The sequence below is a fragment of the Devosia oryziradicis genome (assembly GCF_016698645.1).
In the GTDB taxonomy this organism is placed as follows: domain Bacteria; phylum Pseudomonadota; class Alphaproteobacteria; order Rhizobiales; family Devosiaceae; genus Devosia; species Devosia oryziradicis.
Map to the genome: position 1 here is coordinate 2,694,032 of NZ_CP068047.1, position 24,076 is coordinate 2,718,107.

Annotated in this window: 27 protein-coding genes and 2 riboswitches; of the genes, 11 read left to right on the forward strand and 16 right to left on the reverse strand. The window is 62.7% G+C overall.

Going from position 1 to position 24,076, the window contains the following annotated elements; all coding sequences use genetic code 11:
* Nucleotides 1-20: 20 nt before the first annotated feature.
* Nucleotides 21-2,027, forward strand: coding sequence for an aldo/keto reductase (locus tag JI749_RS13490; RefSeq protein WP_201654824.1), 2,007 nt, complete (start codon nucleotides 21-23; stop codon nucleotides 2,025-2,027).
* A 74-nt stretch (nucleotides 2,028-2,101) separates the two neighbouring features.
* On the opposite strand, the gene JI749_RS13495 is transcribed toward JI749_RS13490, so the two are convergent.
* Nucleotides 2,102-2,437: a hypothetical protein gene (locus JI749_RS13495; protein ID WP_201654827.1), complete on the reverse strand. Its 336-nt coding sequence runs from the start codon at nucleotides 2,435-2,437 to the stop codon at nucleotides 2,102-2,104.
* 36 nt (nucleotides 2,438-2,473) lie between these two features.
* Nucleotides 2,474-3,460: an NAD(P)H-binding protein gene (locus tag JI749_RS13500; RefSeq protein WP_201654830.1), complete on the reverse strand. Its 987-nt coding sequence runs from the start codon at nucleotides 3,458-3,460 to the stop codon at nucleotides 2,474-2,476.
* Nucleotides 3,461-3,556: 96 nt separating this feature from the next.
* On the opposite strand from JI749_RS13500, the gene JI749_RS13505 reads away from it, so the two are divergent.
* Nucleotides 3,557-4,447 carry a LysR family transcriptional regulator gene (locus JI749_RS13505; RefSeq protein WP_201654833.1) on the forward strand — a complete coding sequence of 297 codons (891 nt, stop codon included), beginning with the start codon at nucleotides 3,557-3,559 and terminating at the stop codon, nucleotides 4,445-4,447.
* Nucleotides 4,448-4,579: 132 nt separating this feature from the next.
* A riboswitch (FMN riboswitch) is annotated at nucleotides 4,580-4,729 on the forward strand.
* Between the two features lie 102 nt (nucleotides 4,730-4,831).
* Nucleotides 4,832-5,809: a DMT family transporter gene (locus JI749_RS13510; RefSeq protein WP_201654836.1), complete on the forward strand. Its 978-nt coding sequence runs from the start codon at nucleotides 4,832-4,834 to the stop codon at nucleotides 5,807-5,809.
* 92 nt (nucleotides 5,810-5,901) lie between these two features.
* Here JI749_RS13510 and JI749_RS13515 read toward each other — a convergent pair whose 3' ends face one another.
* From JI749_RS13515 to JI749_RS13540, 6 genes are all read right to left on the reverse strand, one after another.
* Entirely contained in the window at nucleotides 5,902-6,357 is a 456-nt protein-coding gene (locus JI749_RS13515) for a MerR family transcriptional regulator (RefSeq protein WP_201654839.1), read from the reverse strand.
* A gap of 24 nt (nucleotides 6,358-6,381) precedes the next feature.
* On the reverse strand, nucleotides 6,382-6,693 hold the full coding sequence (locus JI749_RS13520; RefSeq protein WP_056229170.1) for an integration host factor subunit alpha: 312 nt from the start codon (nucleotides 6,691-6,693) through the stop codon (nucleotides 6,382-6,384).
* Between the two features lie 250 nt (nucleotides 6,694-6,943).
* Nucleotides 6,944-7,921 (reverse strand): beta-ketoacyl-ACP synthase III, encoded by a 978-nt coding sequence (locus tag JI749_RS13525; RefSeq protein ID WP_201654842.1) that lies wholly within the window; start codon nucleotides 7,919-7,921, stop codon nucleotides 6,944-6,946.
* Nucleotides 7,918-8,988, reverse strand: a complete 1,071-nt coding sequence (plsX, locus tag JI749_RS13530) for a phosphate acyltransferase PlsX (protein WP_201654845.1) — start codon at nucleotides 8,986-8,988, stop codon at nucleotides 7,918-7,920. The genes JI749_RS13525 and plsX overlap by 4 nt, the downstream gene beginning before the upstream one ends.
* A gap of 80 nt (nucleotides 8,989-9,068) precedes the next feature.
* On the reverse strand, nucleotides 9,069-9,614 hold the full coding sequence (locus tag JI749_RS13535) for a YceD family protein (protein ID WP_201654848.1): 546 nt from the start codon (nucleotides 9,612-9,614) through the stop codon (nucleotides 9,069-9,071).
* Nucleotides 9,611-10,138: a ubiquinol-cytochrome C chaperone family protein gene (locus tag JI749_RS13540; RefSeq protein WP_201654851.1), complete on the reverse strand. Its 528-nt coding sequence runs from the start codon at nucleotides 10,136-10,138 to the stop codon at nucleotides 9,611-9,613. The genes JI749_RS13535 and JI749_RS13540 overlap by 4 nt, the downstream gene beginning before the upstream one ends.
* A gap of 156 nt (nucleotides 10,139-10,294) precedes the next feature.
* On the opposite strand from JI749_RS13540, the gene JI749_RS13545 reads away from it, so the two are divergent.
* Nucleotides 10,295-10,744, forward strand: a complete 450-nt coding sequence (locus JI749_RS13545; RefSeq protein ID WP_201654854.1) for an outer membrane protein assembly factor BamE — start codon at nucleotides 10,295-10,297, stop codon at nucleotides 10,742-10,744.
* Between the two features lie 247 nt (nucleotides 10,745-10,991).
* On the forward strand, nucleotides 10,992-11,921 hold the full coding sequence (locus tag JI749_RS13550; RefSeq protein WP_201654857.1) for a sel1 repeat family protein: 930 nt from the start codon (nucleotides 10,992-10,994) through the stop codon (nucleotides 11,919-11,921).
* Here JI749_RS13550 and ribD read toward each other — a convergent pair.
* From ribD to JI749_RS13585, 7 genes are all read right to left on the reverse strand, one after another.
* Nucleotides 11,918-13,633: a bifunctional diaminohydroxyphosphoribosylaminopyrimidine deaminase/5-amino-6-(5-phosphoribosylamino)uracil reductase RibD gene (gene ribD, locus JI749_RS13555; RefSeq protein ID WP_201654860.1), complete on the reverse strand. Its 1,716-nt coding sequence runs from the start codon at nucleotides 13,631-13,633 to the stop codon at nucleotides 11,918-11,920. The two genes, JI749_RS13550 and ribD, sit on opposite strands and share 4 nt — an antisense overlap.
* A complete protein-coding gene (nrdR, locus tag JI749_RS13560; protein WP_201654863.1) occupies nucleotides 13,630-14,106 on the reverse strand; it encodes a transcriptional regulator NrdR in 477 nt (158 codons plus the stop codon). The genes ribD and nrdR overlap by 4 nt, the downstream gene beginning before the upstream one ends.
* A gap of 9 nt (nucleotides 14,107-14,115) precedes the next feature.
* Nucleotides 14,116-15,420: a serine hydroxymethyltransferase gene (gene glyA, locus JI749_RS13565; RefSeq protein ID WP_201654866.1), complete on the reverse strand. Its 1,305-nt coding sequence runs from the start codon at nucleotides 15,418-15,420 to the stop codon at nucleotides 14,116-14,118.
* A gap of 117 nt (nucleotides 15,421-15,537) precedes the next feature.
* Nucleotides 15,538-15,620: riboswitch (ZMP/ZTP riboswitch) on the reverse strand.
* 50 nt (nucleotides 15,621-15,670) lie between these two features.
* The gene (locus tag JI749_RS13570; protein ID WP_201654868.1) at nucleotides 15,671-15,883 is read right to left on the reverse strand and encodes a DUF6898 family protein; all 213 of its coding nucleotides are present in this window, start codon (nucleotides 15,881-15,883) and stop codon (nucleotides 15,671-15,673) included.
* Between the two features lie 96 nt (nucleotides 15,884-15,979).
* Entirely contained in the window at nucleotides 15,980-17,218 is a 1,239-nt protein-coding gene (locus tag JI749_RS13575; protein ID WP_201654871.1) for a L,D-transpeptidase family protein, read from the reverse strand.
* 284 nt (nucleotides 17,219-17,502) lie between these two features.
* Complete coding sequence (ldtR, locus tag JI749_RS13580) at nucleotides 17,503-18,012, reverse strand: transcriptional regulator LdtR (RefSeq protein ID WP_056252463.1); 510 nt, start codon at nucleotides 18,010-18,012, stop codon at nucleotides 17,503-17,505.
* A gap of 212 nt (nucleotides 18,013-18,224) precedes the next feature.
* A complete protein-coding gene (locus JI749_RS13585; RefSeq protein ID WP_201654874.1) occupies nucleotides 18,225-18,629 on the reverse strand; it encodes a hypothetical protein in 405 nt (134 codons plus the stop codon).
* A gap of 123 nt (nucleotides 18,630-18,752) precedes the next feature.
* Here JI749_RS13585 and JI749_RS13590 point away from each other — a divergent pair, with 123 nt between their 5' ends.
* The gene (locus JI749_RS13590; RefSeq protein WP_201654877.1) at nucleotides 18,753-19,490 is read left to right on the forward strand and encodes an MmyB family transcriptional regulator; all 738 of its coding nucleotides are present in this window, start codon (nucleotides 18,753-18,755) and stop codon (nucleotides 19,488-19,490) included.
* Here JI749_RS13590 and JI749_RS13595 read toward each other — a convergent pair.
* Nucleotides 19,487-19,876 (reverse strand): hypothetical protein, encoded by a 390-nt coding sequence (locus JI749_RS13595; protein WP_201654880.1) that lies wholly within the window; start codon nucleotides 19,874-19,876, stop codon nucleotides 19,487-19,489. The two genes, JI749_RS13590 and JI749_RS13595, sit on opposite strands and share 4 nt — an antisense overlap.
* Nucleotides 19,877-19,973: 97 nt before the next feature.
* Between JI749_RS13595 and hemB the strand changes: the two genes are divergently transcribed.
* The 5 genes from hemB to JI749_RS13620 all read left to right on the forward strand — a co-directional run bounded on the left by hemB (nucleotide 19,974) and on the right by JI749_RS13620 (nucleotide 23,961).
* Nucleotides 19,974-20,987: a porphobilinogen synthase gene (gene hemB / locus JI749_RS13600; RefSeq protein ID WP_233280939.1), complete on the forward strand. Its 1,014-nt coding sequence runs from the start codon at nucleotides 19,974-19,976 to the stop codon at nucleotides 20,985-20,987.
* Nucleotide 20,988: 1 nt separating this feature from the next.
* Entirely contained in the window at nucleotides 20,989-21,402 is a 414-nt protein-coding gene (locus JI749_RS13605) for a cytidine deaminase family protein (RefSeq protein WP_201654886.1), read from the forward strand.
* Between the two features lie 62 nt (nucleotides 21,403-21,464).
* Nucleotides 21,465-21,986, forward strand: a complete 522-nt coding sequence (locus JI749_RS13610) for an RDD family protein (protein WP_201654889.1) — start codon at nucleotides 21,465-21,467, stop codon at nucleotides 21,984-21,986.
* 59 nt (nucleotides 21,987-22,045) lie between these two features.
* Nucleotides 22,046-22,774 (forward strand): arginyltransferase, encoded by a 729-nt coding sequence (locus JI749_RS13615; protein WP_201654892.1) that lies wholly within the window; start codon nucleotides 22,046-22,048, stop codon nucleotides 22,772-22,774.
* Between the two features lie 161 nt (nucleotides 22,775-22,935).
* On the forward strand, nucleotides 22,936-23,961 hold the full coding sequence (locus tag JI749_RS13620) for a hypothetical protein (protein WP_201654895.1): 1,026 nt from the start codon (nucleotides 22,936-22,938) through the stop codon (nucleotides 23,959-23,961).
* Nucleotides 23,962-24,076 lie beyond the last annotated feature (115 nt).

Sequence of the window (24,076 nt, forward strand, 5' to 3'; positions counted from 1 at the left end):
CAGAACCAAGGACCAGTTTCATGACCGACCAAAAGATCCGCTGGGGCATCATCGGGCCCGGCAGCATTGCCAAGGCCTTCCGAGACGGGGTTGCCAACTCCAAGCATGGCGTGCTGGAAGCCATCGCCACCCGCGATCCGAGCAAGCCGAACCTCGCCACCGATTTCCCTGGTATCCGTGTGGTCAAGGGCTATGACGCTCTGCTCGCCGACCCCAATATCGACGCGGTCTATATCGCCGTGCCGCATACCGGCCACGCCGAATGGGCCATCAAGGCCGCCGAAGCCGGCAAGCACGTGCTTGTTGAAAAGCCGCTGGCCCTGTCGGCGCATGAAGCCGACGCAGTGTTCCACGCCCACCGCAAGGCCGGCACTTTTGCCGGCGAAGCCTTCATGTATCGCCTGCATCCGCAGACTGCCAAGATCATCGAACTGGTCAAGTCCGGCACAATCGGCGAAATCAGGATGATCCAGTCCAGCTTCGGCTTCAATATGGGCAAGTTCCAGCCGCAGCACAGGCTGTTCGCCTCGGCGTTGGCTGGCGGTGGCATCATGGACGTGGGTTGCTACCCAGTATCGATGGCCCGCCTGATCGCGGGCGCCGTGGCCGGTCAGGGTTTTGCCGACCCGGTCAAGGTTTCGGGCACCGCGCAGCTCAACGCGGAAGGCACCGATGACTATGCCGCGGCCCTGCTGACCTTTGGCAATGGCATCGTCGCCCAGGTCTCCTGCGCCGTGATGGCAAACCTGGACAACGTGCTGCGCATTCACGGCTCGGACGGCCGCATCGAGGTTCCGGATTTCTGGTTCGCCGGCGGCAATCGTGACCAGGGCCTGGGCAAGATCGACATCATCAAGGGCGGCAAGACCGAAACGGTCAGCGTCAACGAATCCGCTCATGTCTATTCCTTCGAGGCCGAGGCCGCCTCGTTGGCTATCATCGAGAAGCGCCAGGAATTCTCGGCGCCCGGCATGAGTTGGGCCGATACGCTGGGCAATCTCCGCGTGCTCGACGCCTGGCGCAAGGATGCGGGCATCGAATTCTCGGTCGAGAAATCGGTCAACCGGGTCAACACGCTCGACAACCGCAAGCTCGGCCCCAATACCGGTGTCATTCCCAAGCGCTCCATTCCGGGCCTGGACAAGCAGGCTTCGGCCGTCGCGCTCGGCTTCGAAGATTTCCGCACCTTCGCCTCGGGCGCCATTCTGCTCGACGCCTTCTGGGAGCGCGGTGGCAACATCTTTGACACCGCATTCATTTATGCCGGTGGCTACACCGAAAAGCTGTTCGGTGAGTGGCACAAGAGCCGCGGCACACGCGAGCAGGCCGTGCTGATCGGCAAGGGCGCCCATAGCCCGCTGGTCTATCCTGACGTCATTGCCAAGCAGTTGACCCAGTCGCTGGATCGCCTGCAAACCGACTACGTCGACGTCTACTTCATGCATCGTGATAACGTCGAAGTCCCGGTGGGCGAATTCGTCGACGCCATGGATGCCGAGGTGAAGAAGGGGCGCATTCGCGGGCCCTTCGGTGGTTCGAACTGGACGATGGAGCGCTTCGACGAAGCCGTCGCCTATGCCGAACGCACCGGCAAGACCAAGCCGATGGCGCTGTCGAACAACTTCGCGCTTTCGGAAATGCTGGTGCCGATCTGGGACGGCTGCGTCACCGCCTCAACCGATGCGTGGAAGGCGTGGCTGAAGCAAAAGCAGGTGACCAACTTCTCCTGGTCCAGCCAGGGCCGGGGCTTCTTCACCGACCGTGCCGGCCGCGACAAGACCGACAATGAGGAGCTGGTGCGCTGCTGGTACAACGACAAGAATTTCGCCCGTCGTGACCGCGCCATCGAGCTGGCCAAGCAACTCGGCCAGAACCCGATCCACATCGCGCTGGCTTTCGTGTTGGCGCAGGACTTCCCGTCGATCCCGCTCATCGGACCACGCACCCTGGCCGAGTTGGACGACAGCCTCAAGACCTTCGATTTCAAGCTGACGCCCGAACAGGTTGCCTGGCTCGATAACGGCTAGAACGAACAAGAAGGGCTCCCAACGGAGCCCTTCGCCTTGAGACGAGCTGGACTGTTCATGTCCAATCCCTCATGTCAGCCGCGGTTCTGGCGAAGCATGGCGATCAGCGTCACTCCGGCCCCAGCGGCAATCGCGATGGCCATTGCCGGGTGCAGCAGCGATGTGAGGCTGGCGCTGGGGTCGGCGCGAAACAGCCATGTGAAGAACGGCCCAACTAACATTCCCACGGTCAGCCCAATCCAGGCGCGCACCGGTGCAAGACGAGGATCGCGCAAGGCAGCGATCCCGAGAATGGCAATGGGAAGCGTGGTGACCAGCCCAAAGCCGGTGAGGATCAGCGTCGGCACGGCGGCGGCGGTCCAGAAAGCGTAGTGGGGGATGGCCGAGGTGGAGACGGTGGTGGCAGACATGAGGATACTCCTGTGTTGCGGCCTGGCAGCGTTTGCTCAGGCAGGTTTGATGGCGGTGGCTGCAGGGGTGGGCGCAGGCAGGCAACCGAGATCCATCAGGCTGGCCCGGATGGCCTGATCGATCGGGGTTCGTGGCTCGGCGCCGATCAATTCGACGAGGCGCGCATTGTCGAGGCGGACAGGATGGCGCCAATACTGGGCAATTTCAGCCGCTTCCCGCGGAAAGCCACCAAGCGGGGACAGAAGGTGCATGGCCCACCAGGGGAAGCCCGCGCGGCGAATGGTTTTGCCAGCCACCCGCGCGACAGCGTCGACAATCTCGGTACCCGACTGGTCGTAGTAGCCGGCGAACTGTACCCGTTCGAAGGGTTCCAGTTTTTCACCGGCGTCGAGCAGGAGCGCCATCGCTTCGGCCAGATCAGGCAGGTAAGCCCAGCTATGGCCGCCGCTGCGATCGAGATTCTTTACGACGGACACAGGCTGGCCGGGCGTGACCATGGCCTGCCCAAACCAGTTCGATCGAGCGCCAGGGCCGAAGAAATCACCCGCACGCAGGATCAACACTGGAACATTGGACGATGCCGCTTCCAGGCGGCGCTCGAGCTCCACCCGTATGGACCCCTTGCGGCTGCGGGGCTGTTGCGGACTGTCTGCCCGGATTACCGGCGTTAGGGCAGGATCAAAATTGTAGATCGTCCCCGGCAGGACGATCCGGGCACCAACTGCCTTGGCAGCCGCGATCGTGTTGTCGATCATCGGAAGGACGAGCTTGTCCCAGTTGGCGTAGTTCGGCGGGTTCACTGCGTGGATGATAACCGTCGCACCTTGCGCCGCAGCGCGGACATCCGCGCCGTTCATCGCATCCCCTTGCACCCAATCGATATTGGCCCTGAGCTTGCGAGCAGCCGCGGCATCGCGAGCCATGCCCCTAACGGTCCAGCCGTGGCGGAGCAACGCGTCCGCGATGACGCCTCCGATGCCACCGGTTGCGCCGAGGACGAGAACTTTCTTTGCGGTAGTCATGGTCACTGCTCCATCAGTGTTGCGATGGAGTGAAGATGCGCGCATCTTGCCTGTAACAGAATTGGCTATATTCCTGCATTAGCTGTAAGGTTTTTTATGAGCAACACCCCGTCCTGGGATGACCATCGCATCTTTCTGGCGGTGCTGGAGGCAGGTAGCCTTGCAGGCGCGGCGCGGGCTTTGGGTCTGTCACACCCGACTGTGCGCTCGCGGATCGAGGCGCTCGAGCAGGCACTCGGAACGGTGCTTTTCACCCGGTCGGTCAATGGCCTCAGTCCGACCGAGACTGCCGAGGCACTACGCGAGGCGGCACAGACCATGGCCAATGCGGCCGACCTTTTCCAGCGGCAGGCATCGGCGCCGACAGGCGAGATCGCCGGCAGCGTACGCATGAGCGTTCCCGACATAATGGGGGTCGAGATGATCCCGGCAATGTTGCAGCCCATGCTCGTCGCGCATCCGCGATTGCGTATCGAGCTTGCCCTCAGCAACGCCGAGGCGGACGTGCTGGCGCACGAAGTCGATATTGCGGTGCGCACCGTTGCGCCCCGGCAAGGCTCGCTGGTCGCGCGGAAGATTGCCCGCTACCCGATCGGTTTCTTCGCGTCCCCCGCCTATCTCGAACGCCACGGCGTCCCGAGCAGGGTAGCGGACCTGGCGCACCATGCGCTGGTCGGCCCTGACCGGAACCCGACCGATCTTGCCATCGCTGCCCGCCTTGGGCCGAACTTTACACCCGACCACTTCGTGCTTCGGACCGACAGCCACCCAGCCCAGGTCTCGGCCGCCAGAAGCGGCATCGGCCTAGCCGTGTGCCCGATTCCCCTTGGGATCAGCGATCCAGGCCTTGTCCGCGTACTACCGGATTTCGATCTTCATATGCTGGAAGTGTGGACAGTGACGCATGAGAACCTGTCCAGGGTGCTACGCATTCGAGTCGTGCTGGACCATCTCGCTGCGACCTTTGCGAATTTGGCTACACATTGAGGCAAAGCATGATCCGTTGTTTGCAGACGGAATTTCTCCATTGTTCGCTGACGACGCACAGTTACACCTTTGTGTCTACTTGTCGGGGCATTCACCCTACCCTATCTTGGCTGTCGTGGCACGGTAAGTGCTGCATGTTCTCAGGGCGGGGTGCAATTCCCCACCGGCGGTAAAGGCGGCAACGCCAAGCCCGCGAGCGCCTTTGGACCACGGGTCCATTGGGTCAGCAGATCCGGTGTAATTCCGGAGCCGACGGTATAGTCCGGATGAAAGAGAACGGGACCAACGCTGGCTTGTCGGCGTCCGTAACCCGTTTCGGGCCGGGCGCGGCATCGGCGGGACTTCCCGTAACCCTGAGGAAACTGGTTACGGAAAGGACGTTCAATGAGCCAGGTTTCCTCGAATTTCCACGACGGCGCCGCCACTGGCGCCTTCTTCATGATAGCGGCAAGCCTGGCGTTTGCCGGCAGCAACCTGCTGCAATCTGCCCTACCCACGCCTGTCGAATATGGCGGCTACGGAATGAGCTCCACGGGCATGGCGTTCTGGCAATATGTCATCGCCTCGGTGCTGGCCCTCCCCCTGATCCTGCGCATTGGCTTGGGCAATCTGCGCACGAGCCACCCGCTCGCCCATGAAATCCGCGCCTTCGTTTCGGCCCTGGGCGTCCACGTATTTGTCTATGGTTTCGCTATGGGCGTGCCGATCTGGCAGATGGTGACCCTCTTGGCCACCGGGCCGCTGTTCATCATCCTCGGCTCGACCCTGTTCCTGGGCGAGCGCGCTTCCAGTGTCCGCATCGGTGCGGCGCTGGTCGGCTTTGTCGGTGCCATACTAGTGTCTGGTATCGGGGCGGATGGCCTGACGTGGTCGACCCTCATCCCGATCGCCGCTGCCGCGCTCTGGGCCACCACGGACGTCTTGACGAAGTATCTCAGCAAACAGGGCGAAAGCCCCGAGACGCTGACGGTCTCATTGCTGGTGCTGGTGACGCCGAACCACCTGCTGATCCTGCTCGCCGTCTGGGCGCTCGGCGGATTGACGCCCGGCCTTCTACCCGCGGGGCTGGCCGACAACGTCTTCGCCCTGCCCGGCGGCACTGCCCTGGGCCTGCTGGTCCTCCTCGGCGCGCTGACGGCCGCCGCGCAATATCTGCTGGCCGTGGCCTACAAGGCGGCCGACGCGACGTATTTGCAGCCCTTCGGCGACCTCAAGGTGCCACTCAGCGGCCTTTTGGGCTGGATTTTGCTGTCGCAGGTGCCGTCCGGCTGGTTCTGGCCAGGCGCCGCGCTGATCCTGGCGGCCTCGACGGTGATATTCCTGGTCGAATCCGGTCGCAGCAGGACGCTCAGCGTCGCCTAGCACCAAGCTGCTCCCGGCAATGGTCGGGAGCAGTTCGTTCACCTGCAGGGATTGCGAGCGCACGGGTTTTGCGAACGTGCCAAAAGCCGGTCTCAGGCTTCCCTGGCGCGCTCGAGGATGCGCTTGCATTCGAGCAGTTCGCGCAGGACGTCGGAGAGCTTGTCGCGCGACTCGCGATCGAGGCCCGGGCTGGCCAGCATCACGGCTTCTTCGATTTCCGCCTCGTCGCCAGCGGCCTCGGCCTGCTCGATCATTGGCAGGATTTCTTCGAGCGGCTTGCCCTCGCCGACAGCGATCACATAGCGGCTGCCCTGATCCTTGAGGATGCGCTGCACGCCCTTAATGGTAAAGCCTTGATCGTAGAGCAGGTGGCGGATGCCGCGTAGTAGCAGCACGTCTTCGGGGCGATAGTAGCGTCGCCCGCCGCCGCGCTTCAGCGGCTTTATGGTGGAGAAACGCGTCTCCCAGAAGCGCAGGACGTGCTGGGGCAGGTCCAGCTCATCGGCGGCTTCGGATATCGTCCGGAAGGCGTCTGGCGACTTGTCCACGGAGGCTGAGACTCGCTGGATGGCTTATTTTCCAGCACGAACCATAGATTTGTTGATCTTGGACTTCAACACGTTGGATGGCTTGAACACAAGAACCTGGCGAGGGAGGATCGGGACCTCTTCGCCAGTCTTGGGATTGCGGCCGATACGCTCATTTTTCGAGCGGACCTGGAAGGAACCGAAAGACGATAGCTTGACGTTTGCCCCGGTGATGAGGGCGTCGCCGATAAGTTCGAGCACCCGTTCCACCAGTTCCGCCGACTCGGTCCGTGACAATCCGACGGTGCCATAGACTGCTTCGGCCAGATCGGCCCGCGTTATCGTCTTCTGCGTCATTCGTACCCCCGTGTTGCCGAGAGGTGCAAATCCCCACGCCGGGACGCGTTGGCTGTCGTCCCTGATCACAATAGTTGCCGGCACGACTCGTACATCGAGTCGAGCCATGACCGCGGGAATCCTTCCGCTCGCTCAGCGATACCAGACCGTCACTTACCCCTCATGCGGCCGGTTTCTACGCTGGGTTCCTCCACCCAAAAAGGACACTAACGCCTTGAAACGCCTAAGGTCAATCGCCCAACGGCGGCTGCTACCAGCGAATGAGGGACGCACCCCAAGTAAAGCCGCCGCCCATCGCTTCGAGCATGACGAGGTCGCCCTGCTTGATCCGGCCATCGGCCACGGCGGTGCTCAAGGCCAGTGGCACGGAGGCGGCTGAGGTGTTGGCATGAAGGTCCACGGTGAGGACCACCTTTTCGGGCGGCAGGCCGAGCTTGTTGCCGGCGCCCTCGATGATCCGGCGGTTCGCCTGGTGCGGCACGAACCAGTCGAGGTCATCAACGGTGTATCCGGTCTTTTCGAGGGTGGCATAGACCACGTCGGTAATCTTGCCCACGGCATGGCGGAAGACTTCGGGGCCCTGCATGTGCACGTGGCCGGTGGTGCCCGTCGTGGACGGACCGCCATCGACATAGAGCTTGTCCCAATGGTGGCCGTCGGACCGAAGCGCCGAGGCCAGAACGCCACGCTCCGGCGCATCGTCGACAAGCTCGATCTTCTCGAGCACCACGGCCCCTGCCCCGTCGCCGAACAGCACGCAGGTCGTACGGTCGGTCCAATCGAGCAGGCGGGAGAAGGTCTCGGCGCCGATCACCAGAGCGCGGGTCGCGAGGCCATTCTTGATGTAGCTGTCAGCCGTAGCGATGGCGTAGACGAAACCGGAACACACCGCCTGGATGTCGAATGCCATGCCGTGATGAATGCCCAGCTTCATCTGCACCAGCGTTGCGGCGGCCGGAAAGGTATAGTCGGGTGTCGTAGTGGCCACCACGATCAGATCGATATCCTCTGGCGTGACGCCTGCCGCAACCATGGCCTTGCGGGCGGCTTCCACCGCCAGGTCCGACGTGAACTGCCCTTCGGCAGCGATATGGCGCTCCTTGATGCCAACGCGCTGCTGAATCCACTCGTCGGTCGTATCGACCATGGTGGCCAACTCGGCGTTGGTCAGCACCTTCTCGGGAAGATAGCCGCCGACACCGCGGATGATGGTACGCGTCTTGGTCACGCCGGTTTCGCCTCGGGTTCTGCTTCCGGAGTCTCGGAGACCACCTTGATGGGGAAGCGCTGCATGGTGTCGCCGATCTTGTCGATGAGGCGACTGCGGGCCATTTCGTAGGAGAGGCTCAGCGCACTCTTGTAGCCAATTTCGTCCGTGCCGCCATGGGATTTGATAACGATGCCGTTCAGGCCCATGAACACGCCGCCATTGACGGTGCGCGGGTCCATCTTGCGCCGCAGGGCATTGAGCGCCGAGGTGGCAAACAAGGCCCCGATACGGCTCATGAGGTTCGATTTGAGGGCATTGCGGAGATACGATCCGACCTGTCGCGCGGTGCCTTCGGCGGTCTTGAGCGCGATGTTGCCGGTGAAGCCCTCGGTGACGACCACGTCGACCGTACCCTTGCCGATGTCGTCGCCCTCGACAAAGCCATGATAGGTGAAACCAGAGCCGCTGGCCTCGGTCAGGATCTTGCCGGCTTCCTTGATATAGTCGAGGCCCTTGACCTCTTCGGTGCCCACATTGAGCAGGCCAACCGTAGGGGCGTCATCATCGAACAGACAACGGGCTAGGGCCGAACCAAGAATGGCGTAGTCGACCAGTTGCTTGGCGTCGGCCCCGATCGTGGCGCCCATGTCCAGCACGATGATGTCACTGCGCAGCGTGGGCCAGATAGCCGCAATCCCGGGACGGGAAATGCCCTGCATCGGCCGCAGGCAGAAAGTGGCCATGGCCATCAGCGCGCCGGTATTGCCGCCGGAAATGGCGACATCGGCCTCTCCGTCCTTGACCGACTGGATGGCCATCCACATCGAGGACGTGCCTTTGCCCTTGCGCAGCGCCTGGCTGGGCTTTTCGTCCATGGCGATCACCTGCTCGCAGTGTCGGACTGTCGAGGCAGGCTTGAGTTCGGAAAATTCGTCGAGCAGCGGCGCAATCTGCTCCTGCCGCCCATGAAAGATGAAACGGGTGTTCTTGCGCTCGCGCAGGGCCAGGGACGCTCCGTGGATCACCGCGCGCGGAGCGTTATCGCCGCCCATGGCATCCACTGATATTGTTATTGTATCGGTCATTTCAGCCCGTTCTTTGCCCCGCGAGGGAGGCGGCCAAACATATCCCATCGGGGGGTCGGTGCAAGCCCCGGCGCCATGCGCTACCGATCGATATCGGTGGACTTCTTGAGTTTTTCGAGAGCGGCAAACGGGCTGGCGGGGCCACCGCCGACATCGATCCCGAGCGAATCGAGACTTTCGCCCGGCGCCCGCGGATAGGGGTCGATGGCCAGCGCAAGGGTTTCGATCAACAGAGCGCTGAGATCCACCTCCGGCCCATCGATGTGGTCGGGGAAGTCGTCATCCTCGAGGTCGATGAATATCTCCGAGCCTGGAGTGGGCTTGTGGGCCTGCGCCTCAGGCAGGAAGACGCGATCGACGGGCTCGTCGATATGCTGCGGTACCGGCTCGAAGGTGACCACCGATGGCTGGACGATATCGGCAATGAGCCGGCCCAGCGCTCGTATCCCGCCGCGCAGCGGCGCAACCGTCAGGGTGGCATCGAAGCGGTCGACAGCGCTGACCTTGAGCATTTCCGCAAGCGCAGCACGCGTGGGCTCGTCGAGCGCAACGGTCAAGTCGCGCCCTGTCGCCGGCAGCCGATCGATGCGAACGATGGCATCGAAAAGGGGAGACGGCGCGGTCACGCCGCGACCTCGAAACTGAGTGAACCGCCCGTGATGGCACCTACCGGCTGGCTCGCCAGTGCCCGATCCTCGGCAAGCAGGTAGGCTGCGAGGGCTTCGACATGCGGACCGGTCGCACCATCAAAGACGTTGCGCGACAGCACGGCCTGGAGGGCCTCAGCGTCGGCCTTGTCCATGGCCTCGTTCATCGCGGCCAACAGGCCAAAAAAGATGTTGCCCATTTTCTGGATGCGCTTGGGAACTCCCAGGTCGCCAACGCCCATTTCGCGCAGCGAGCGGTCCATGTCCTTGAAGAAGAGGTCGAACACGGCCTGGCTGAACTCCTTCTGCTCGCCGGTTTCGGCGCGCAGGCGGCGGAACAGCAGCGCCATATGGAGGCTGATCATGTCGAAGCGCCCTGTCACCGTGTCGGGCACCAGCCACTCGGCGTAGAACCGGGGTTGCCGGGATTGCGCCACAATGGCGCTATAGACGGCGTAAACCGGTGCAGTAGCGGTGTTCTTGCGGAACAGGGACAGGATCATGGGATTGCGCTTTGCATCTTGATCGGCCTAACAGGGGCGCCGGACCATTGCCAGCTTGCCAGACCGATGGCTTGGCAGTTACACATTCCGGCGGCTACAAGGGCCGCCGCCTTGCTGCCGTGCCTATAGTCGAGAGCCATCGAGAAAGTCAAATTCATGCCCCTGCGTATCGCCTCCGGTTCATTTGCGCCGCTCGCCGCAGCAGCCCTGCTCGCAGTGACGCTCGCCGCATGCACCAGCAGCAATTCGCTGATCACCAAGCGGACCCAGGGCTACGAAATCTCCGATAGCGCCATGGCGCAGATCCGGCCTGGCCAGAGCCAGCAGCTTGTGACCCTCGTGCTGGGTTCGCCGCAGTCGACCAACACGTTCGGCGACCAGTCTGCATTCTATTATGTCGAGACCAAGGTGCGTCAGACCGCGTTCGGCATGACGATGATCGACTCGCGCACCGTGCTGGTGGTTTATTTCGACAAGAACAAGAAGGTCATCGACAAGGCTGTCTATGGTCTCCAGGACGGCAAGACGATCGCCATCGAGAGCCGTCGTACCCCTTCCTTCGGCGAAGACCGCACCTTCATCGACCAGATCCTGCAGTCGTTCTAGCCCAACGTCGACAGCCCGCCCTCCCCGCTCTATGTTATCGCCGATCTGGCGGTAACTCTGATCGGCGAGCTGTTGCATGTTGCATGAACTTACAGCTGGAAGACCGCCGCGTCTGGCGGCACTGATCGCGCTCGCTGCCTTGTGGAGCGGCCCTGCCCTTGCCAAGACGAAGCTCCAGGGCGAACCATTGCGCCAGGCTTGCATTGGCGCATTTGGAGATCGGGACCATTTCGACTGGGTCCCGCGCATGGGGCTCGCCAGTGCCCTGTCCGTCTGCGGTGCTGCGGTCGAGCAATTCCCCGACGATGCCGAAGTCCGGTTCTATCATGCGGTGGCCAGGGACCAGTTTGCCGAGCGCGGCGGCACGCAAGATGACAACCTGTTCGCTACCGAGACTTATCGCGCGCTGGCGGATGACGGATTGGGCGTGGCCCAGTACGCACTTGGCACCATGTTCGACGAGAGTTCCGGCGTCAGCACGGGCGACGCTCTGAGCTACATGGAACGGGCCCGGGACGGCGAATTCGGCCAGTCGATCCGCTGCGAGGCGATCCGCACCTTCGGGCAGGCGGACCTCGACGGCAACGGGGCATCCTACGACGTTGCCGCGGCCGAGCAGGCATCGCGCGGCAACTACGTCTGCGCCGGTTATCTGACAGGGATGTATTGGAGCGGGTATGCCGCTGCCGACGATCTGCCCTTAAGGGTGGCCGACTACGCCCGCTATGCGGCCGTGCACGGCGATCCCAATTCCATGGCTATGGTGGGCCTGTTCTACACCTATGGAACAGGGTCCACGGACATAGACTTCCAGTTGCAGGGCCAATACGAAGCGCGCCAGGACGCGCAGCGGGCCGGCTACTGGCTGCTGCTGGCCTACTGGGCGACGAGAAGCTCGATGCGCAGCGACGTGCATTCCGATTTCTGGGAAGGACTGCACCTGCAGTCAGCGGAGGTGGTCGAGGCGATGCAGACGGCCCTTACGGCGCTCGACCTTTACGAGGGCGACCTGGACGGGAACTTTCTCCCGCCGACTGAACAGGCATTGGCGGCGTTTGAGGCCTCCGACATCGATGCGGTATTCCAGATGGTGCGTGCCAAGGAGAAATACGATCCGAGCCTGGGCCCGCGCGAGCCGCTGCGTATCGGCAGCGCAGCCATCCCGGCCGGTGACTAGGCGCCCTTGCCCTCGCCCTCTGCCAGATCCAGACCCGCTTCCCGCGCCATGGCGTCGAGCGTGGCGTTGACCAGGCCGGTGGCATCGTCTTCGTAGAATGCCCGGGCGACGTCGACATATTCGGTAATGACAACGCGCGGGGGAATATCCTTGCGACGCAGCAGCTCAAACGCGGCGGCGCGCAGAATAGCGCGCAGCGTGGCGTCGACGCGTTCCACCGGCCAGCCGTCAGCCAGGGCGCGATCCACGGCAGGGTCGATGGCCAATTGATGCTTGGCAACGCCGGTCACGATCTGGCGGAAGAAGTCGGCGTCGGCGGGCAGATACTGCTCGCCCTCGATTTCGCGACCCAGATGATATGCGCCAAACTGGGCAAGCGTGTCCTCAAGCGTCGCGCGCCCCACATCCATCTGATAGAGCGCCTGCACGGCGGCCAGGCGAGCGGCACCGCGCTGGTTGGCGGGTCGGTCGGCCTGTGGATTGCGTTTGGGGGCGTCAGCCATCGGTACTTTCATCTTTGCTGCGAGGCCAAACGGCCAAGGTGCTCCTGGGGAGGACGCAACCCCATAATCGCCTATGGCAGGAACTTCAACAGGGGCTCGGCCTCGAACTGCCAGCCGTTGCCGCTCATAAAGCGTCAAATTGTCGTCGCCGAGCACTTGCCGATCGACCTCGGCCAGCCCGGCGGCGGCCAGCGCATCCTCGATCGGACCATCCAGACTTGCCGAAACGGCGTCCTCGCCGAGTTCGCGCTGACCCTTGATCAGCGCGAAACGGTCGATCAGGTCGGCTTCCAGCAATGCTGTGGTGAGACGTCGGCCAGACTCAACGAGCAGGTTCTGGACGTTGCGCTGAGCCAGCACTTGAAGAGCTGCGGCCAGGTCCGGCCGCCCGCGATTTCCGGCGACACGGATGATTTCGACCGACGCTGGCGCGTCGACACTGGAATTCGATTCTGCAATGACTGCAGTGCGATAGCCAGAAAAGCCGCCAATCAGATTCACCTGGCGATCAACGCCCGAGGCGCCTGCCAGAACCACACGCAGAGGGGTGCGCGAGGCAAGATCGGGCAAACCTACGGCCAGTTCGGCTTCGTCGCTGCCTGCCGTAGCAGCTCCGATCAGCACCGCTTCGGAGCGCGTGCGAAGCAAGTCGATCCATGCCGCGGCTTCGGATCCTGCGATGGCCGCCCTGGTCGCGCCATGCTGGCCGATCATGCCGTCGGCAGACACGATCATTACCGCGGTGACGAAGGGCCGCTGCGCGCGGTGGCGCAGTGCATGGCCGGCATGCAGCGCCTGGGAGGGGCGGTGGTTGGCAAGGACAGCTTCGATGCCGGCCGACTGGAGCTCAGCCAGGCTGCCGCCTGCCGTGCGCAGGTCTGGATCAAGCGTACCGATCACGACCCGCATGATGCCGGCGCGGATGATGGCATCAACGCAAGGCGGCGTGCGGCCCCAATGATGGCAAGGCTCGATGGTGACGTAGAGCGTACACCCGGCGGCCTCGAAGCCCGCCTTGGCGATCGCCTCCGCCTCGGCATGCGGACGCCCGCCCCTGGCAGTCATAGATCGGGCGACGAGAGTTTGCGTCTGGGGATCGACAAGCAGGGCGACCGAACCGGGTACATCTGCCGTCGTGCCAGCGAAGGGCCTGGCATAGCGCACGGCCGCGTCGAGCCACCGGCGGTCCTCTGTGGAGAGCTGCGTCACTCGTCGTCCCGCATCGTGCCCTGCCCGTTGGCGAGCTCGGCGAGGAAATCGCGGAAGTCGTCGGCCGCCGAGAAATTTTTGTAAACGGACGCGAAGCGCACGAAGGCCACGTCATCGAGGCCCTTGAGTCCGTCCATGACATATTCGCCGATCTGGTCGGATGTCACTTCCACATCGCCGAGGCTCTCAAGCTGGCGCACGATGCCGGAAATCATGCGTTCGGTGCGCTCCGTCTCGACCGAGCGCTTGCGCAGCGCCGTATAGACCGACTTGGCGAGCTTCTCGCGATCGAACGGCACCTTGCGGCCGCTCTTTTTGACCACGGTCAGGTCGCGCAGCTGGACGCGTTCGAAGGTGGTGAAGCGGCCGCCGCATCCATTGCAGACGCGGCGGCGGCGAATGGCGCCGGAATCCTCGGTCGGGCGGCTGTCCTTGACCTGCGTATCATCGTTGCCGCAATAGGGACAGCGCATGAGGAACCCTTAGTTTGCGTAGATCGGAAAGCGCGCAGTGAGGGCCTTGACCTTGGCGCCCACGGCAGCCTCGACGGCGGCATTGCCTTCCTCGGAATTGGCTTCGCGCAGGCCATCGAGCACCTCGACGATCAGCGCACCGATTTCCTGGAATTCGGCGATACCGAAGCCGCGGGTAGTGCCCGCCGGTGTGCCGAGGCGGATGCCCGAGGTGACGAAAGGCTTTTCCGGATCGAACGGAATGCCGTTCTTGTTGCAGGTGATGAAGGCGCGGCCCAGGCCCTGCTCCGCCTTCTTGCCGGTGGCATTCTTGGGCCGCAGGTCGACCAGCATCAGGTGATTGTCGGTCCCCCCGGAGACGACGTCGAGACCGTGCGACTTGAGCGTCTCGGACAGAGCGCGGGCATTGTCCACCACCTGGCGGGCATAGGCCTTGAACTCGGGCTGCAGCGCCTCCTTGAATGCCACCGCCTTGGCGGCAATCACATGCATGAGCGGACCGCCCTGGAGACCGGGGAATACCGCCGAATTGATCTTCTTGGCGATATCCTCGTCATTGGTCAGGATCATGCCGCCGCGCGGGCCCCGCAGGGACTTATGGGTCGTCGTCGTGCAGACATGGGCATGAGGGACCGGCGAGGGATGGACGCCGCCGGCGACCAGGCCGGCGATGTGAGCCATGTCCACCATCAGATAAGCACCAATGGAATCAGCGATCTCGCGGAAACGCTTCCAGTCCCAGATGCGCGAATAGGCGGTACCACCGGCCAAGATCAGCTTGGGCTTGTGCTCGTGTGCCAGGCGCTCGACTTCGTCCATGTCCAGCAGATGGTCATCGCGGCGCACGCCGTAGGACACCACGTTGAACCACTTGCCGCTCATGTTGACCGGCGAACCATGGGTGAGGTGGCCACCCGAATTGAGGTCCAGGCCCATGAAGGTATCGCCGGGCTGCAGCAGTGCCAGGAACACGGCCTGGTTCATCTGGCTACCGGAATTGGGCTGCACGTTGGCGAAACTGGCGCCGAACAGCTGCTTGGCGCGCTCGATGGCCAGCGTCTCGGCGACGTCGACGAACTGACAGCCGCCATAGTAGCGCTTGCCCGGATAACCTTCCGCATACTTGTTGGTCATGATCGACCCCTGTGCCTCGAGGACGGCACGGGACACGATGTTTTCAGAAGCGATCAGTTCGATTTCGTGCTGCTGACGGCCCAATTCATCCTGGATCGCGCGGGCGATTTCAGGATCACTGTCGGCCAGCGAGCCGGAGAAAAAGGTCGGGAACAGCGAGGATGATGTAGCGGTGCTCATGGAAAAATTACCTCGCTTGAGACGAAAGAGAACGGCATGGCGAAGGCTTTATCATGCTGCGAAGCGCGATTCCAAGGCCGTAGGGTATGGGATGGCATAGGGGCTCCCGGGGTTGCGGATGGGTGCCCAGGCGAGCGGCTCTACAAGGTTCGCGTTCCCCGATGGTTACCCATCTCTTCTCGCCAGTCGCGCGAACGCCGACAATATGGCGCAGAACGGGCGACAGGGGAAGTGCAAGCCGTCGAAACAATCAGGCAAATTTGCCGGAAACCGGTGGTGGTGGGGCGGCCGTATCAGCGAGCCGCTTGCGCAGCTTGGCCAGCGCCACTTGCTGCATCTGGTGCTTGCTGGCGGAGACGGGTGTGACGACAATCACCTCTATGCCCGACGCGGCATCGATGGCAGCGACCCGCATCTGCTGGCCGACCTGCACAAACTCGAAATAGACCTCACCATCCGCCATCGCACATCCCCTGCCCTGACTTTAGCAGGATTTCGTGCGACGCAAAAGCAAACGCCCTCCGCGAGGGAGGGCGCCCAATTGCTCGGGTGAGGCAGATCAACCGTTGGCAGTCTCGTTGAAGGTGACCTTGCCCTGCTCGTCGAACTTGTAGACGTCGTCACGGAAGCTGACGGTGCCCTGTCGATTAGCCCAGGCGGTGATGTAGGTCGTGTGGATCGGCACGCGGGCCTTGCACTCGACGTCGACACGCTGCAGCGTCTCGAAAGTTGTGTCGACCTTCTGCTGATCCCAGTCGCCATTGTCGCGCAGCAGCCAATTGACCAACTGATTGACGCCGTCGACACGCACACAGCCCGAGGAGTGGAAGCGGGCGTTTTCACCGAACAGCGCCTTGGTCGGCGTGTCATGCAGGTAGCAGTCGTAGGGATTGTAGAAGTTGATCTTGCAGTGGCCCATCGAGTTGGCCGCTCCAGGCTCCTGCCGATACATGTAGTTCACTTCAGCGTCGCTGATGTCCGCCCAGTTGATCGACTGCGGATCGACCTTGTTGCCGGAGCCATCGTAGATGAAAATGTTCTGCTCGGTCAGGTAGTTGGGGTTCTGCATCATGTACTTGGTCAGGTCCTGGCGGACCAGTGACTTGGGCACATGCCAGTAAGGGTTGAAGTTAATCTGGCTGATCTTGCTCGCCATGATCGGCGTCGCGCGCTCGACGCGGCCGACAACCGCCGTGTGGCGCTGCTCGACCATTCCGTCATTGACCGCTTCGATGGTTGCGGCGGGGATGTTGACCACAACGTAGCGCGGGTTGAGACTAGCGGCCATGTTCTGGACGCGCGTGAAGTTCAGATAGAGCTGCTGCAGGCGGGTCGAAGCCGGCACGTTGAGCGCATACCAGGTCGGCTCGTCCACCTGACCGTTGAGGATCAGGCCGTGCCGGGCCTGGAACATGCGGACGCCACGGTCCGTATCTTCGTCGAACAGATCGTTGACGTTGGGCACCAGCGCCATGTCGCCCGACGAGATAAGCCGGCGCTTGAGCGCAATAACCGACGGGCCGGACTTGCCGATCATCAGCCGGAAAGCCTCCTGCGGGATTTCTTCCCAACCGCCATTGGCCACGAACGGTTCGTATTGCGAGATCGCCAGCTGCAGGTTGTAGGCCGTATCGAAGGACAGGATCGGCTCGTTGGTGGCAACCAGCGCCTCTGCGGCGGCGGTATTGCCATCCTTGTCGACATTGCGCAGCACGTTGCCGCGGTTCATCAAGTCGAAAATCGACTCCCCTTCCTGGCCGCGAACAATGGCGGGCATGGCAAGGGAAGCGCCGGCCATTGCCGAATACCGGAGCAGGGAACGTCTAGTCAGCCGCATCAAATAGTCACCCGAATTTCCAGCCGCGAAGCAGCTGGTTTTTTACCATCGCGTCCCGCAGGTCACAACGCGGTCAACCGCATGTGAACCTCTTCAGACCTTGTGAACCATGAATACGCGGGAAATGGTTTCAAACCACTAACCAGCCAGTTCGCGCGTGTTTGCGGCACAAATGTGAACGCCGGCCCATGGGACCGGCGTTTGAAATTCGGCTGTAGCGCCGCTGCAACAGTGACTGGGCGGCCTTAGAGCTTGTAGAGGATCTGATCGACCCAGAAGCGCTCGAGGCGGGCGAGAGCCTTGTTGAGGCCGTCGAATTCGTCGTCGCCCAGGCCGCCGACCTTGTCGATGGACTTGAGGTGGCGATCGTAAAGTTCGTCGATGACTTCGGCCACTTCCTCGCCCTTGGGGGTGAGCTTGATGCGAACCGAGCGGCGGTCGGAGCGCGACCGTTCCTGGAAGATGTAGCCGGTTTCGACCAGCTTCTTGAGGTTGTAGGAAACGTTGGAGCCCAGGTAGTAACCGCGGGAGCGCAGCTCGCCGGCGGTGAGTTCGGCATCGCCGATATTGAACATCAGCAGCGCCTGAACGGGGTTGATGTCGTCCCAGCCCATGCGGTCGAACTCATCCTTGATGAGATCGAGCAGGCGCCGGTGCAGGCGCTCGACGCGGGAAACAGCTTCCAGATAGAGCGGCTTCAGGCTCTGCGGGCGTTCCGGAACGATGGCCTCGGCTGCGTTGGATTTGATTGCCATTTGTGCCTCACTGTTTTGCAGTCTGTGCGATTTTTCGCATCTCATGAGGCCAAACTACGGCGCCCTTTCTAAGATCGCCCTAAGCAGCGTGATTAAAAGCATCTTACTGGAATGCAATGAGAATTTGGCTTTATTCTTCGTTACACAGGTGCATAAACTTGTAACCTTACGAGGGTGTGAAAGGGCGGCATGCCACCCTTCCACCGAGTGTTTCAGGCCATGTCTCGCGCGCCGGCCAGTTTGAGCGCCAAGACCCCGGCCACGGCCACCCCCTGCCCGACCAGCAGCGCCAGGCCGATTGAACTGAGGCTCGATGCATTGAGCACGATGAGTGCGATGCTGCCGGCGATCCAGGCTATATCGCCCGTAAGGTTGGCCCTGATCATTGCCCGCCCCGGCCGCGGCATGCGGGCCACCATGGCGTTGAACGCTGCCCAGGGCAGAAGCAACAGGCCGATGGTCCAGAGAAAGCCGGCCGGCATGTCCCAGCCCGCCAATCGGGTCAGCGGCTCTGCCATGACAAGCAATGCTATGCCCATCGCAGCCGATACGCCGGCATCCACGCCGTAAACCAGATGAGGATCAAGGCGTGGGAGTGTCTGTGTCTGGGTGGTCATGTGGATCTCCTTGAAGTTGCATGGCCCAGATGGCGCGTCGGAGGTCACGCCTTCAATTACGTCCCAGGTAATGGAATTGCTTTGGCATGCGGGCCATGGTGTGGGCAGAAGCGGAGGCCGATGATGTTCAGTATGATGCTGCGTGAGTGGCGGACCCAGCGCGGCATGAGCCAATTGGACCTGGCGCTGAGCGCCGAGGTTTCGACGCGTCATGTCTCGTTCATCGAGTCGGAGCGCTCCAAGCCCAGTGCCGAGATGGTCCTGCGGCTGGCCGAGGCGCTCGACCTGCCGCTGCGCGAGCGCAATGCGATGCTGGTCGCCGCCGGTTTCGCGCCGCAGTTCGGCGACAGCCGATGGGACAGTCCGGAAATGGAGGAAGTCCGGCGAGCGGCAACTCTGCTACTGGCGGCCCATGCTCCCTACCCCGCCCTGGTGTTGGACATGGCCTTCAACATTCTCGATGCCAACCCGGCTGCGCTCGAGATGATCGGCGCGGATCGCACTGTGCTGGGCAAGGTCAATTTGGTCGACCTGGTATTTATGCCCGGCCAGGTGCGCGACTCGATCGTCAACTGGAGCGACGTCGCCGAATACCTGCTGCACCGGATGCGGGAGGGTGTGCGACGCCACGGGCCGCAGTCGGCGATGGGAACCGTGATGCGGCGGGCCATGATGCAGCCGGGAACGGCGGCGCTTTCGATGGTTCGCAGCCACTGGCGTGGTTCGGTGTTGCTGCCGCTGGCGTTTCACGCAAACGGGCAGACCACCCGCTGGTTTACAACAGTGACGAGCTTCGGCGCGCCGCAGGATGCGATGGCTGAGGAGATCACCATCGAGCAGTTCCACCCCAACCCGGGTTAGTCGGCGGCGCGGGCGCGGTTGAGGCGGATCGACAGGAAGAAGATGATGAGGATCGACGCGAGCAGTACGATGCGCACGGCGAAGCCGAAGGCCGACATGCGGACATCCGGATTGCCCAATAGATGCATGCTGAGTTCGACCACGGTAGCGCCAACCAGCAGCACCGCGCCCCAGCTCGCCTTGATCCACAGACCCACCGCCGCAAAGAGCCGGGCCAGCGCGAAGATGGCGAGGTAGACGAAGCCGTTGATCCCCATTGTGGCAATCGGGCTGACGTCGCCCAGGTTGACACCAAGCAGGCGCGCGGCGTCGTTCAAGCCGAGCAGCAGGCTGATGATGGCGACGATGCGGATATAGATGCCGATCGGCTGGGCGCTGAAATCCATGCGGTTTTCTATCCTTCCATGGTCGATGCGACAAGCCGGAGCTTGGACGGCGCAGAGGGCGCTGATAAGGAGAGCCGCATAAATGGGGAGCCCCGACATGGTCGATGCCTGGCACAAGCACGATATGGAATTTCTGGGCGGCCGCCGCTTGCGCAGGGCCCGGCGGACAGCATGGAGCCGCGCCATGGTGCGCGAGACCGTGCTCACGCCCGCCGACCTGATCTGGCCGCTCTTCGTTATCGAGGGTCACAACGAAAAGACGCAGATCCGCACCATGCCGGGCGTCGAGCGACTGAGTGTCGACCTTTGCGTCGAGGCCGCCAAGGCCGCTCGAGATGCCGGCATTCCGGCACTGGCGCTCTTCCCCAACACGCCGGACCATTTGCGCAACGAGAGCGCCGCCGAGGCTTACAACCCGGACAACCTGATGTGCCGCGCCCTGTCGGCCATCAAGAATGCGGTGCCCGAGATCGGGCTGATCGCGGATGTGGCCCTCGACGAATATTCGAGTGATGGCCAGGACGGTCTGGTGCGCGATGGCGAAATTCTCAATGACGAAACCGTGGCCGTGATGATCCGCTCGGCGCTGGTCCAGACCCAGGCTGGCGCCGATATCATCGCCCCCTCCGACATGATGGACGGCCGGGTCGCTGCGCTGCGCGAGGCGCTCGATGCCGCCGGGCATGAGCAGACCCAGATCATGGCCTATGCCGCCAAATACGCGTCCTATTACTACGGTCCGTTCCGCGAAGCGGTAGGGTCGGGCAGCCGGCTCAAGGGCGACAAGCGCACCTACCAGATGGACTATGCCAATTCGGACGAGGCAATGCGCGAGATCGAGCAGGACATTGCCGAGGGTGCCGACAGCGTCATGGTCAAGCCAGGCCTGCCTTACCTCGACATCGTCCGACGGGCCAAGGACAGTTTCAACATTCCCATCTACGCCTACCAGGTGAGCGGTGAGTTCGCGATGATCGAAATGGCGGCCGCGGCGGGCGCGATCGACCGCAAGGGCGCGATCATGGAGAGCCTGCATGCCTTCAAGCGCGCCGGCGCCAATGGCGTGCTGACGTATTTCGCCTTGGAAGTGGCGCGGGAGCTGGGCCGGTAACATGGCGGCGCCATCGAACCGGCCTCTGATCGAACGGGCTGCAGCGCTGCTCAAGCCGCACAAGACGGCAGATGGCCGCGTGTTCGGAGACGTCGCGGCCGCAGTGGTTTCCGAAACGGGCCGGATATTCGACGGGGTCTGCGTGGACACCGCCAGCTGGGGACTATGTGCGGAGCGTAGTGCCATCGCCGCAATGGTGACAGCGGGCGAGTATCGCATCGCCAGCGTGGTCGCCGTTTGGCGCGACGCGACCACCGGCAAGCTGCACGTCCTGCCGCCCTGTGGCCATTGCCGGCAGTTCATGCGCGACCTCGATGACGCGAACCTGGCAACCACTATCGTGCTGGGATCCGACATGGTGCGAACGCTTGCCGAGCTTCTGCCCGAGCACGCATGGCCGGCTGCCATCGAGTAGTGGTAACAATTCTGTGCCTCGCCCTCTTGCGTGAGGGGGCGGGCGGTACAATGTGATTGGCCATGGACCAGACTTATCAGAATGCCCGCCCTGTCTTGCCCGATCCTTCCACGGCTCCGCAGCTGTTCGAGGGGGTATTGACCCGACGCGTGATTGCCTTCTTCATCGATCTTGTCGTGATGGGGACGCTGATCCTCGCTTTTGCCTTCGTCGGGCTGATTGCGGGCTTCCTGACCTTTGGGCTGGCCTGGCTGGCGCTGGTCTTCGTCGTTCCGGCAACCCTCGTGCTCTATTATGGCGCGACCCTGGGATCGCCCAAGCGGGCGACCATCGGCATGCAGATGATGGATATCGTGCTGACGCCAACGCGCGGGCAGCCGCTCGATGGCTGGATGGCGATCATCCACGCCGCGGTGTTCTGGCTGACGACCTGGATCTCCTGGCCGCTGTCGCTGCTGTTTGCGCTGTTCACACCGCGCCGGCAGATGATTCATGACCTGGTGACGGGCACGCTGATGGTCCGGCGCTCGCCCATGGTACGGCACTGGCGCGCCCATGCTGCGCAAAGCAGCAGCGCTTATTGAATCGTTGCCGGGGGTGACACGGGGGAGTACAATCCCCTGATTGCATCCAAGGGTCATTAATGACCGACCAGACGCCGGAAACAACCCAGCTCTTCCTGACCGCGGCCATGCCGTGTCCCTACCTGCCCGGAAAGCAGGAGAGGAAGCTGTTTACCCATCTCACTGGACGGCGGGCATCGAGCCTGCACCACCTGCTCAGCGAGAACGGCTTCCGACGCAGCCAGAACCTGATCTATCGTCCGGCCTGCGAGGGCTGCAATGCCTGCCAGTCGGTACGCATCGTCGCCAACGATTTCGAGGCTTCGGGACGTTTCCGCCGTGTGCTCAAGCACAATGACGACCTTTCGGTAGAGGTGCGACCCACCACGGCCACTGCCGAGCAGTACGAGTTGTTCAAGCGCTACCTGGAATCGCGCCATGCCGGTGGCGGCATGAACCAGATGAGCTTCGTCGACTACGAATACATGGTCGAGGACACGCCGGTACAATCTGTGCTGGTCGAGTATCGCCTGCGTGACCATCCCGACCAGACACTGGTCGCGGTTGCCCTGACCGACGTGATGCCCGACGGGCTTTCCATGGTCTATTCGTTCTACGACCCCGACCTGGCGCAGCGGAGCCTTGGCACGTACCTGATCCTCGATCATATCGCGCAGGTTCGATCGGCGAACCTGAGCTATGTGTACCTCGGCTATTGGGTAAAGGACTCGCCCAAGATGGCCTACAAGGCGCAGTTCCGGCCGCTCGAGGTGCAGCGTGGAACCATGGGCTGGTGTCCGCTGGACTGACCGCCGCCTTCGGCACGATTGCATCGCGCAATGCTGAATTGAATCCGACATTCGCCGTCAGCCAGGGTTCATCGCGTTACTGCAAGTAATGGCGTGGGCGGCTGTGGACCGATGGGAACCGGGGCGCCCGTATTTCCATCCTTTGTCCATGGAGAACCACGTTGCAGCTCAAGAGCATCACCCTCGCTTCCCTGCTTGTCGCCGCCCTGCCCGCAACCGCTTTCGCCCAGGCGGCTGTGCCTGCCAATGTCGATTTTACCGCCTCGGCAACCATGCCGTCGCTCAAGGACCCGTCCCGCAAGGACGTGTTTGCCGTCAATATCGGTGACGCGCAGGTAAAGACCCAGCTCGAGCTCACCTGTTCGGCCGGCTATACCCAGTTCCTCGTCGTTCGCTCGGACAAGGCTTGCGCCGTGGCCGGCAGCGGCTCCATCGTCAATCCATCCAACCAGGCCCTGCTGCCGCGCACGCAGTATTCGGGCGGCTATACGGTCAATGCCGACGGCTATACCGATGGCTCGGGCCTGGCGGTGAACTACCTGGCGCTGGGCAAAGTCGCGCCGTCCGCCGGCGCCTTTGCCGGCTCGATGAACCTCAAGCCGGAAGTCACCTCCAGCGGCGCCTCGGCGCTCAAGGACTCCATCATGGCCAATCTCGGCCAGACCCAGGGTGGCGGGGTGATCGACGACCGTGTCGATACGGTGGACCTCAACCGCCTCTATATTCCTTCGGCGGGCCTGCCCTCGGATGCGGGCTGCACCTGGTCGGGGAACATGGTGTTCGCGTACCAAACCGAGAGCTGGTTCCTCGACCTCAAGGCCAACTGCGCCGACAAGGAATACGTGCTCAAGGGGAACATGCCGTGGACGGACACGCCCGGCGTCGACACGCAGACCCAGTATGATTTGACACTGACGCTGCCTTCGGCCGACGCTGCCAGCGACGACGCGCTGTTTGCCACGGGTGATGCCAACAGCGATCTTTTCGCGGCCGCCGACGGCATCACCGCCCAGATCATCATGAAGGAATCCAAGCACGTTACCGTCGACATCGACGGTACGCCCACCGAAACCCCATCGCAGGTCGATGCTTCGGGCCAGTTCGTCGGCACCAATGTGCCGGTCGAAGTGGTGCGCTCGCTGGCGACCCTGTTCGGGCTGCTGTCGTCGAACCTGTTCGGCGCGTAAGCCACCGATTGCCTGCGGAAAGGGCGGCCTTCGGGTCGCCCTTTTTCGTTGTGACAGCCTTGCTTGCGCCATATGTCTCGGCGACATCGCTGCTTTGCCTTCTCGCCGGACCTCC

What these genes read in the sequence shown, in the direction of transcription:
- JI749_RS13490 (WP_201654824.1), top strand. Translation starts at nt 21, where the DNA reads ATGACCGACCAAAAGATCCGCTGGGGCATCATCGGGCCCGGCAGCATT.
- JI749_RS13495 (WP_201654827.1), bottom strand. Translation starts at nt 2,437, where the DNA reads ATGTCTGCCACCACCGTCTCCACCTCGGCCATCCCCCACTACGCTTTC.
- JI749_RS13500 (WP_201654830.1), bottom strand. Translation starts at nt 3,460, where the DNA reads ATGACTACCGCAAAGAAAGTTCTCGTCCTCGGCGCAACCGGTGGCATC.
- JI749_RS13505 (WP_201654833.1), top strand. Translation starts at nt 3,557, where the DNA reads ATGAGCAACACCCCGTCCTGGGATGACCATCGCATCTTTCTGGCGGTG.
- JI749_RS13510 (WP_201654836.1), top strand. Translation starts at nt 4,832, where the DNA reads ATGAGCCAGGTTTCCTCGAATTTCCACGACGGCGCCGCCACTGGCGCC.
- JI749_RS13520 (WP_056229170.1), bottom strand. Translation starts at nt 6,693, where the DNA reads ATGACGCAGAAGACGATAACGCGGGCCGATCTGGCCGAAGCAGTCTAT.
- plsX (WP_201654845.1), bottom strand. Translation starts at nt 8,988, where the DNA reads ATGACCGATACAATAACAATATCAGTGGATGCCATGGGCGGCGATAAC.
- JI749_RS13540 (WP_201654851.1), bottom strand. Translation starts at nt 10,138, where the DNA reads ATGATCCTGTCCCTGTTCCGCAAGAACACCGCTACTGCACCGGTTTAC.
- JI749_RS13545 (WP_201654854.1), top strand. Translation starts at nt 10,295, where the DNA reads ATGCCCCTGCGTATCGCCTCCGGTTCATTTGCGCCGCTCGCCGCAGCA.
- JI749_RS13550 (WP_201654857.1), top strand. Translation starts at nt 10,992, where the DNA reads ATGGGGCTCGCCAGTGCCCTGTCCGTCTGCGGTGCTGCGGTCGAGCAA.
- nrdR (WP_201654863.1), bottom strand. Translation starts at nt 14,106, where the DNA reads ATGCGCTGTCCCTATTGCGGCAACGATGATACGCAGGTCAAGGACAGC.
- glyA (WP_201654866.1), bottom strand. Translation starts at nt 15,420, where the DNA reads ATGAGCACCGCTACATCATCCTCGCTGTTCCCGACCTTTTTCTCCGGC.
- JI749_RS13570 (WP_201654868.1), bottom strand. Translation starts at nt 15,883, where the DNA reads ATGGCGGATGGTGAGGTCTATTTCGAGTTTGTGCAGGTCGGCCAGCAG.
- JI749_RS13575 (WP_201654871.1), bottom strand. Translation starts at nt 17,218, where the DNA reads ATGGCCGGCGCTTCCCTTGCCATGCCCGCCATTGTTCGCGGCCAGGAA.
- ldtR (WP_056252463.1), bottom strand. Translation starts at nt 18,012, where the DNA reads ATGGCAATCAAATCCAACGCAGCCGAGGCCATCGTTCCGGAACGCCCG.
- JI749_RS13585 (WP_201654874.1), bottom strand. Translation starts at nt 18,629, where the DNA reads ATGACCACCCAGACACAGACACTCCCACGCCTTGATCCTCATCTGGTT.
- JI749_RS13590 (WP_201654877.1), top strand. Translation starts at nt 18,753, where the DNA reads ATGTTCAGTATGATGCTGCGTGAGTGGCGGACCCAGCGCGGCATGAGC.
- JI749_RS13595 (WP_201654880.1), bottom strand. Translation starts at nt 19,876, where the DNA reads ATGGATTTCAGCGCCCAGCCGATCGGCATCTATATCCGCATCGTCGCC.
- hemB (WP_233280939.1), top strand. Translation starts at nt 19,974, where the DNA reads ATGGTCGATGCCTGGCACAAGCACGATATGGAATTTCTGGGCGGCCGC.
- JI749_RS13605 (WP_201654886.1), top strand. Translation starts at nt 20,989, where the DNA reads ATGGCGGCGCCATCGAACCGGCCTCTGATCGAACGGGCTGCAGCGCTG.
- JI749_RS13610 (WP_201654889.1), top strand. Translation starts at nt 21,465, where the DNA reads ATGGACCAGACTTATCAGAATGCCCGCCCTGTCTTGCCCGATCCTTCC.
- JI749_RS13615 (WP_201654892.1), top strand. Translation starts at nt 22,046, where the DNA reads ATGACCGACCAGACGCCGGAAACAACCCAGCTCTTCCTGACCGCGGCC.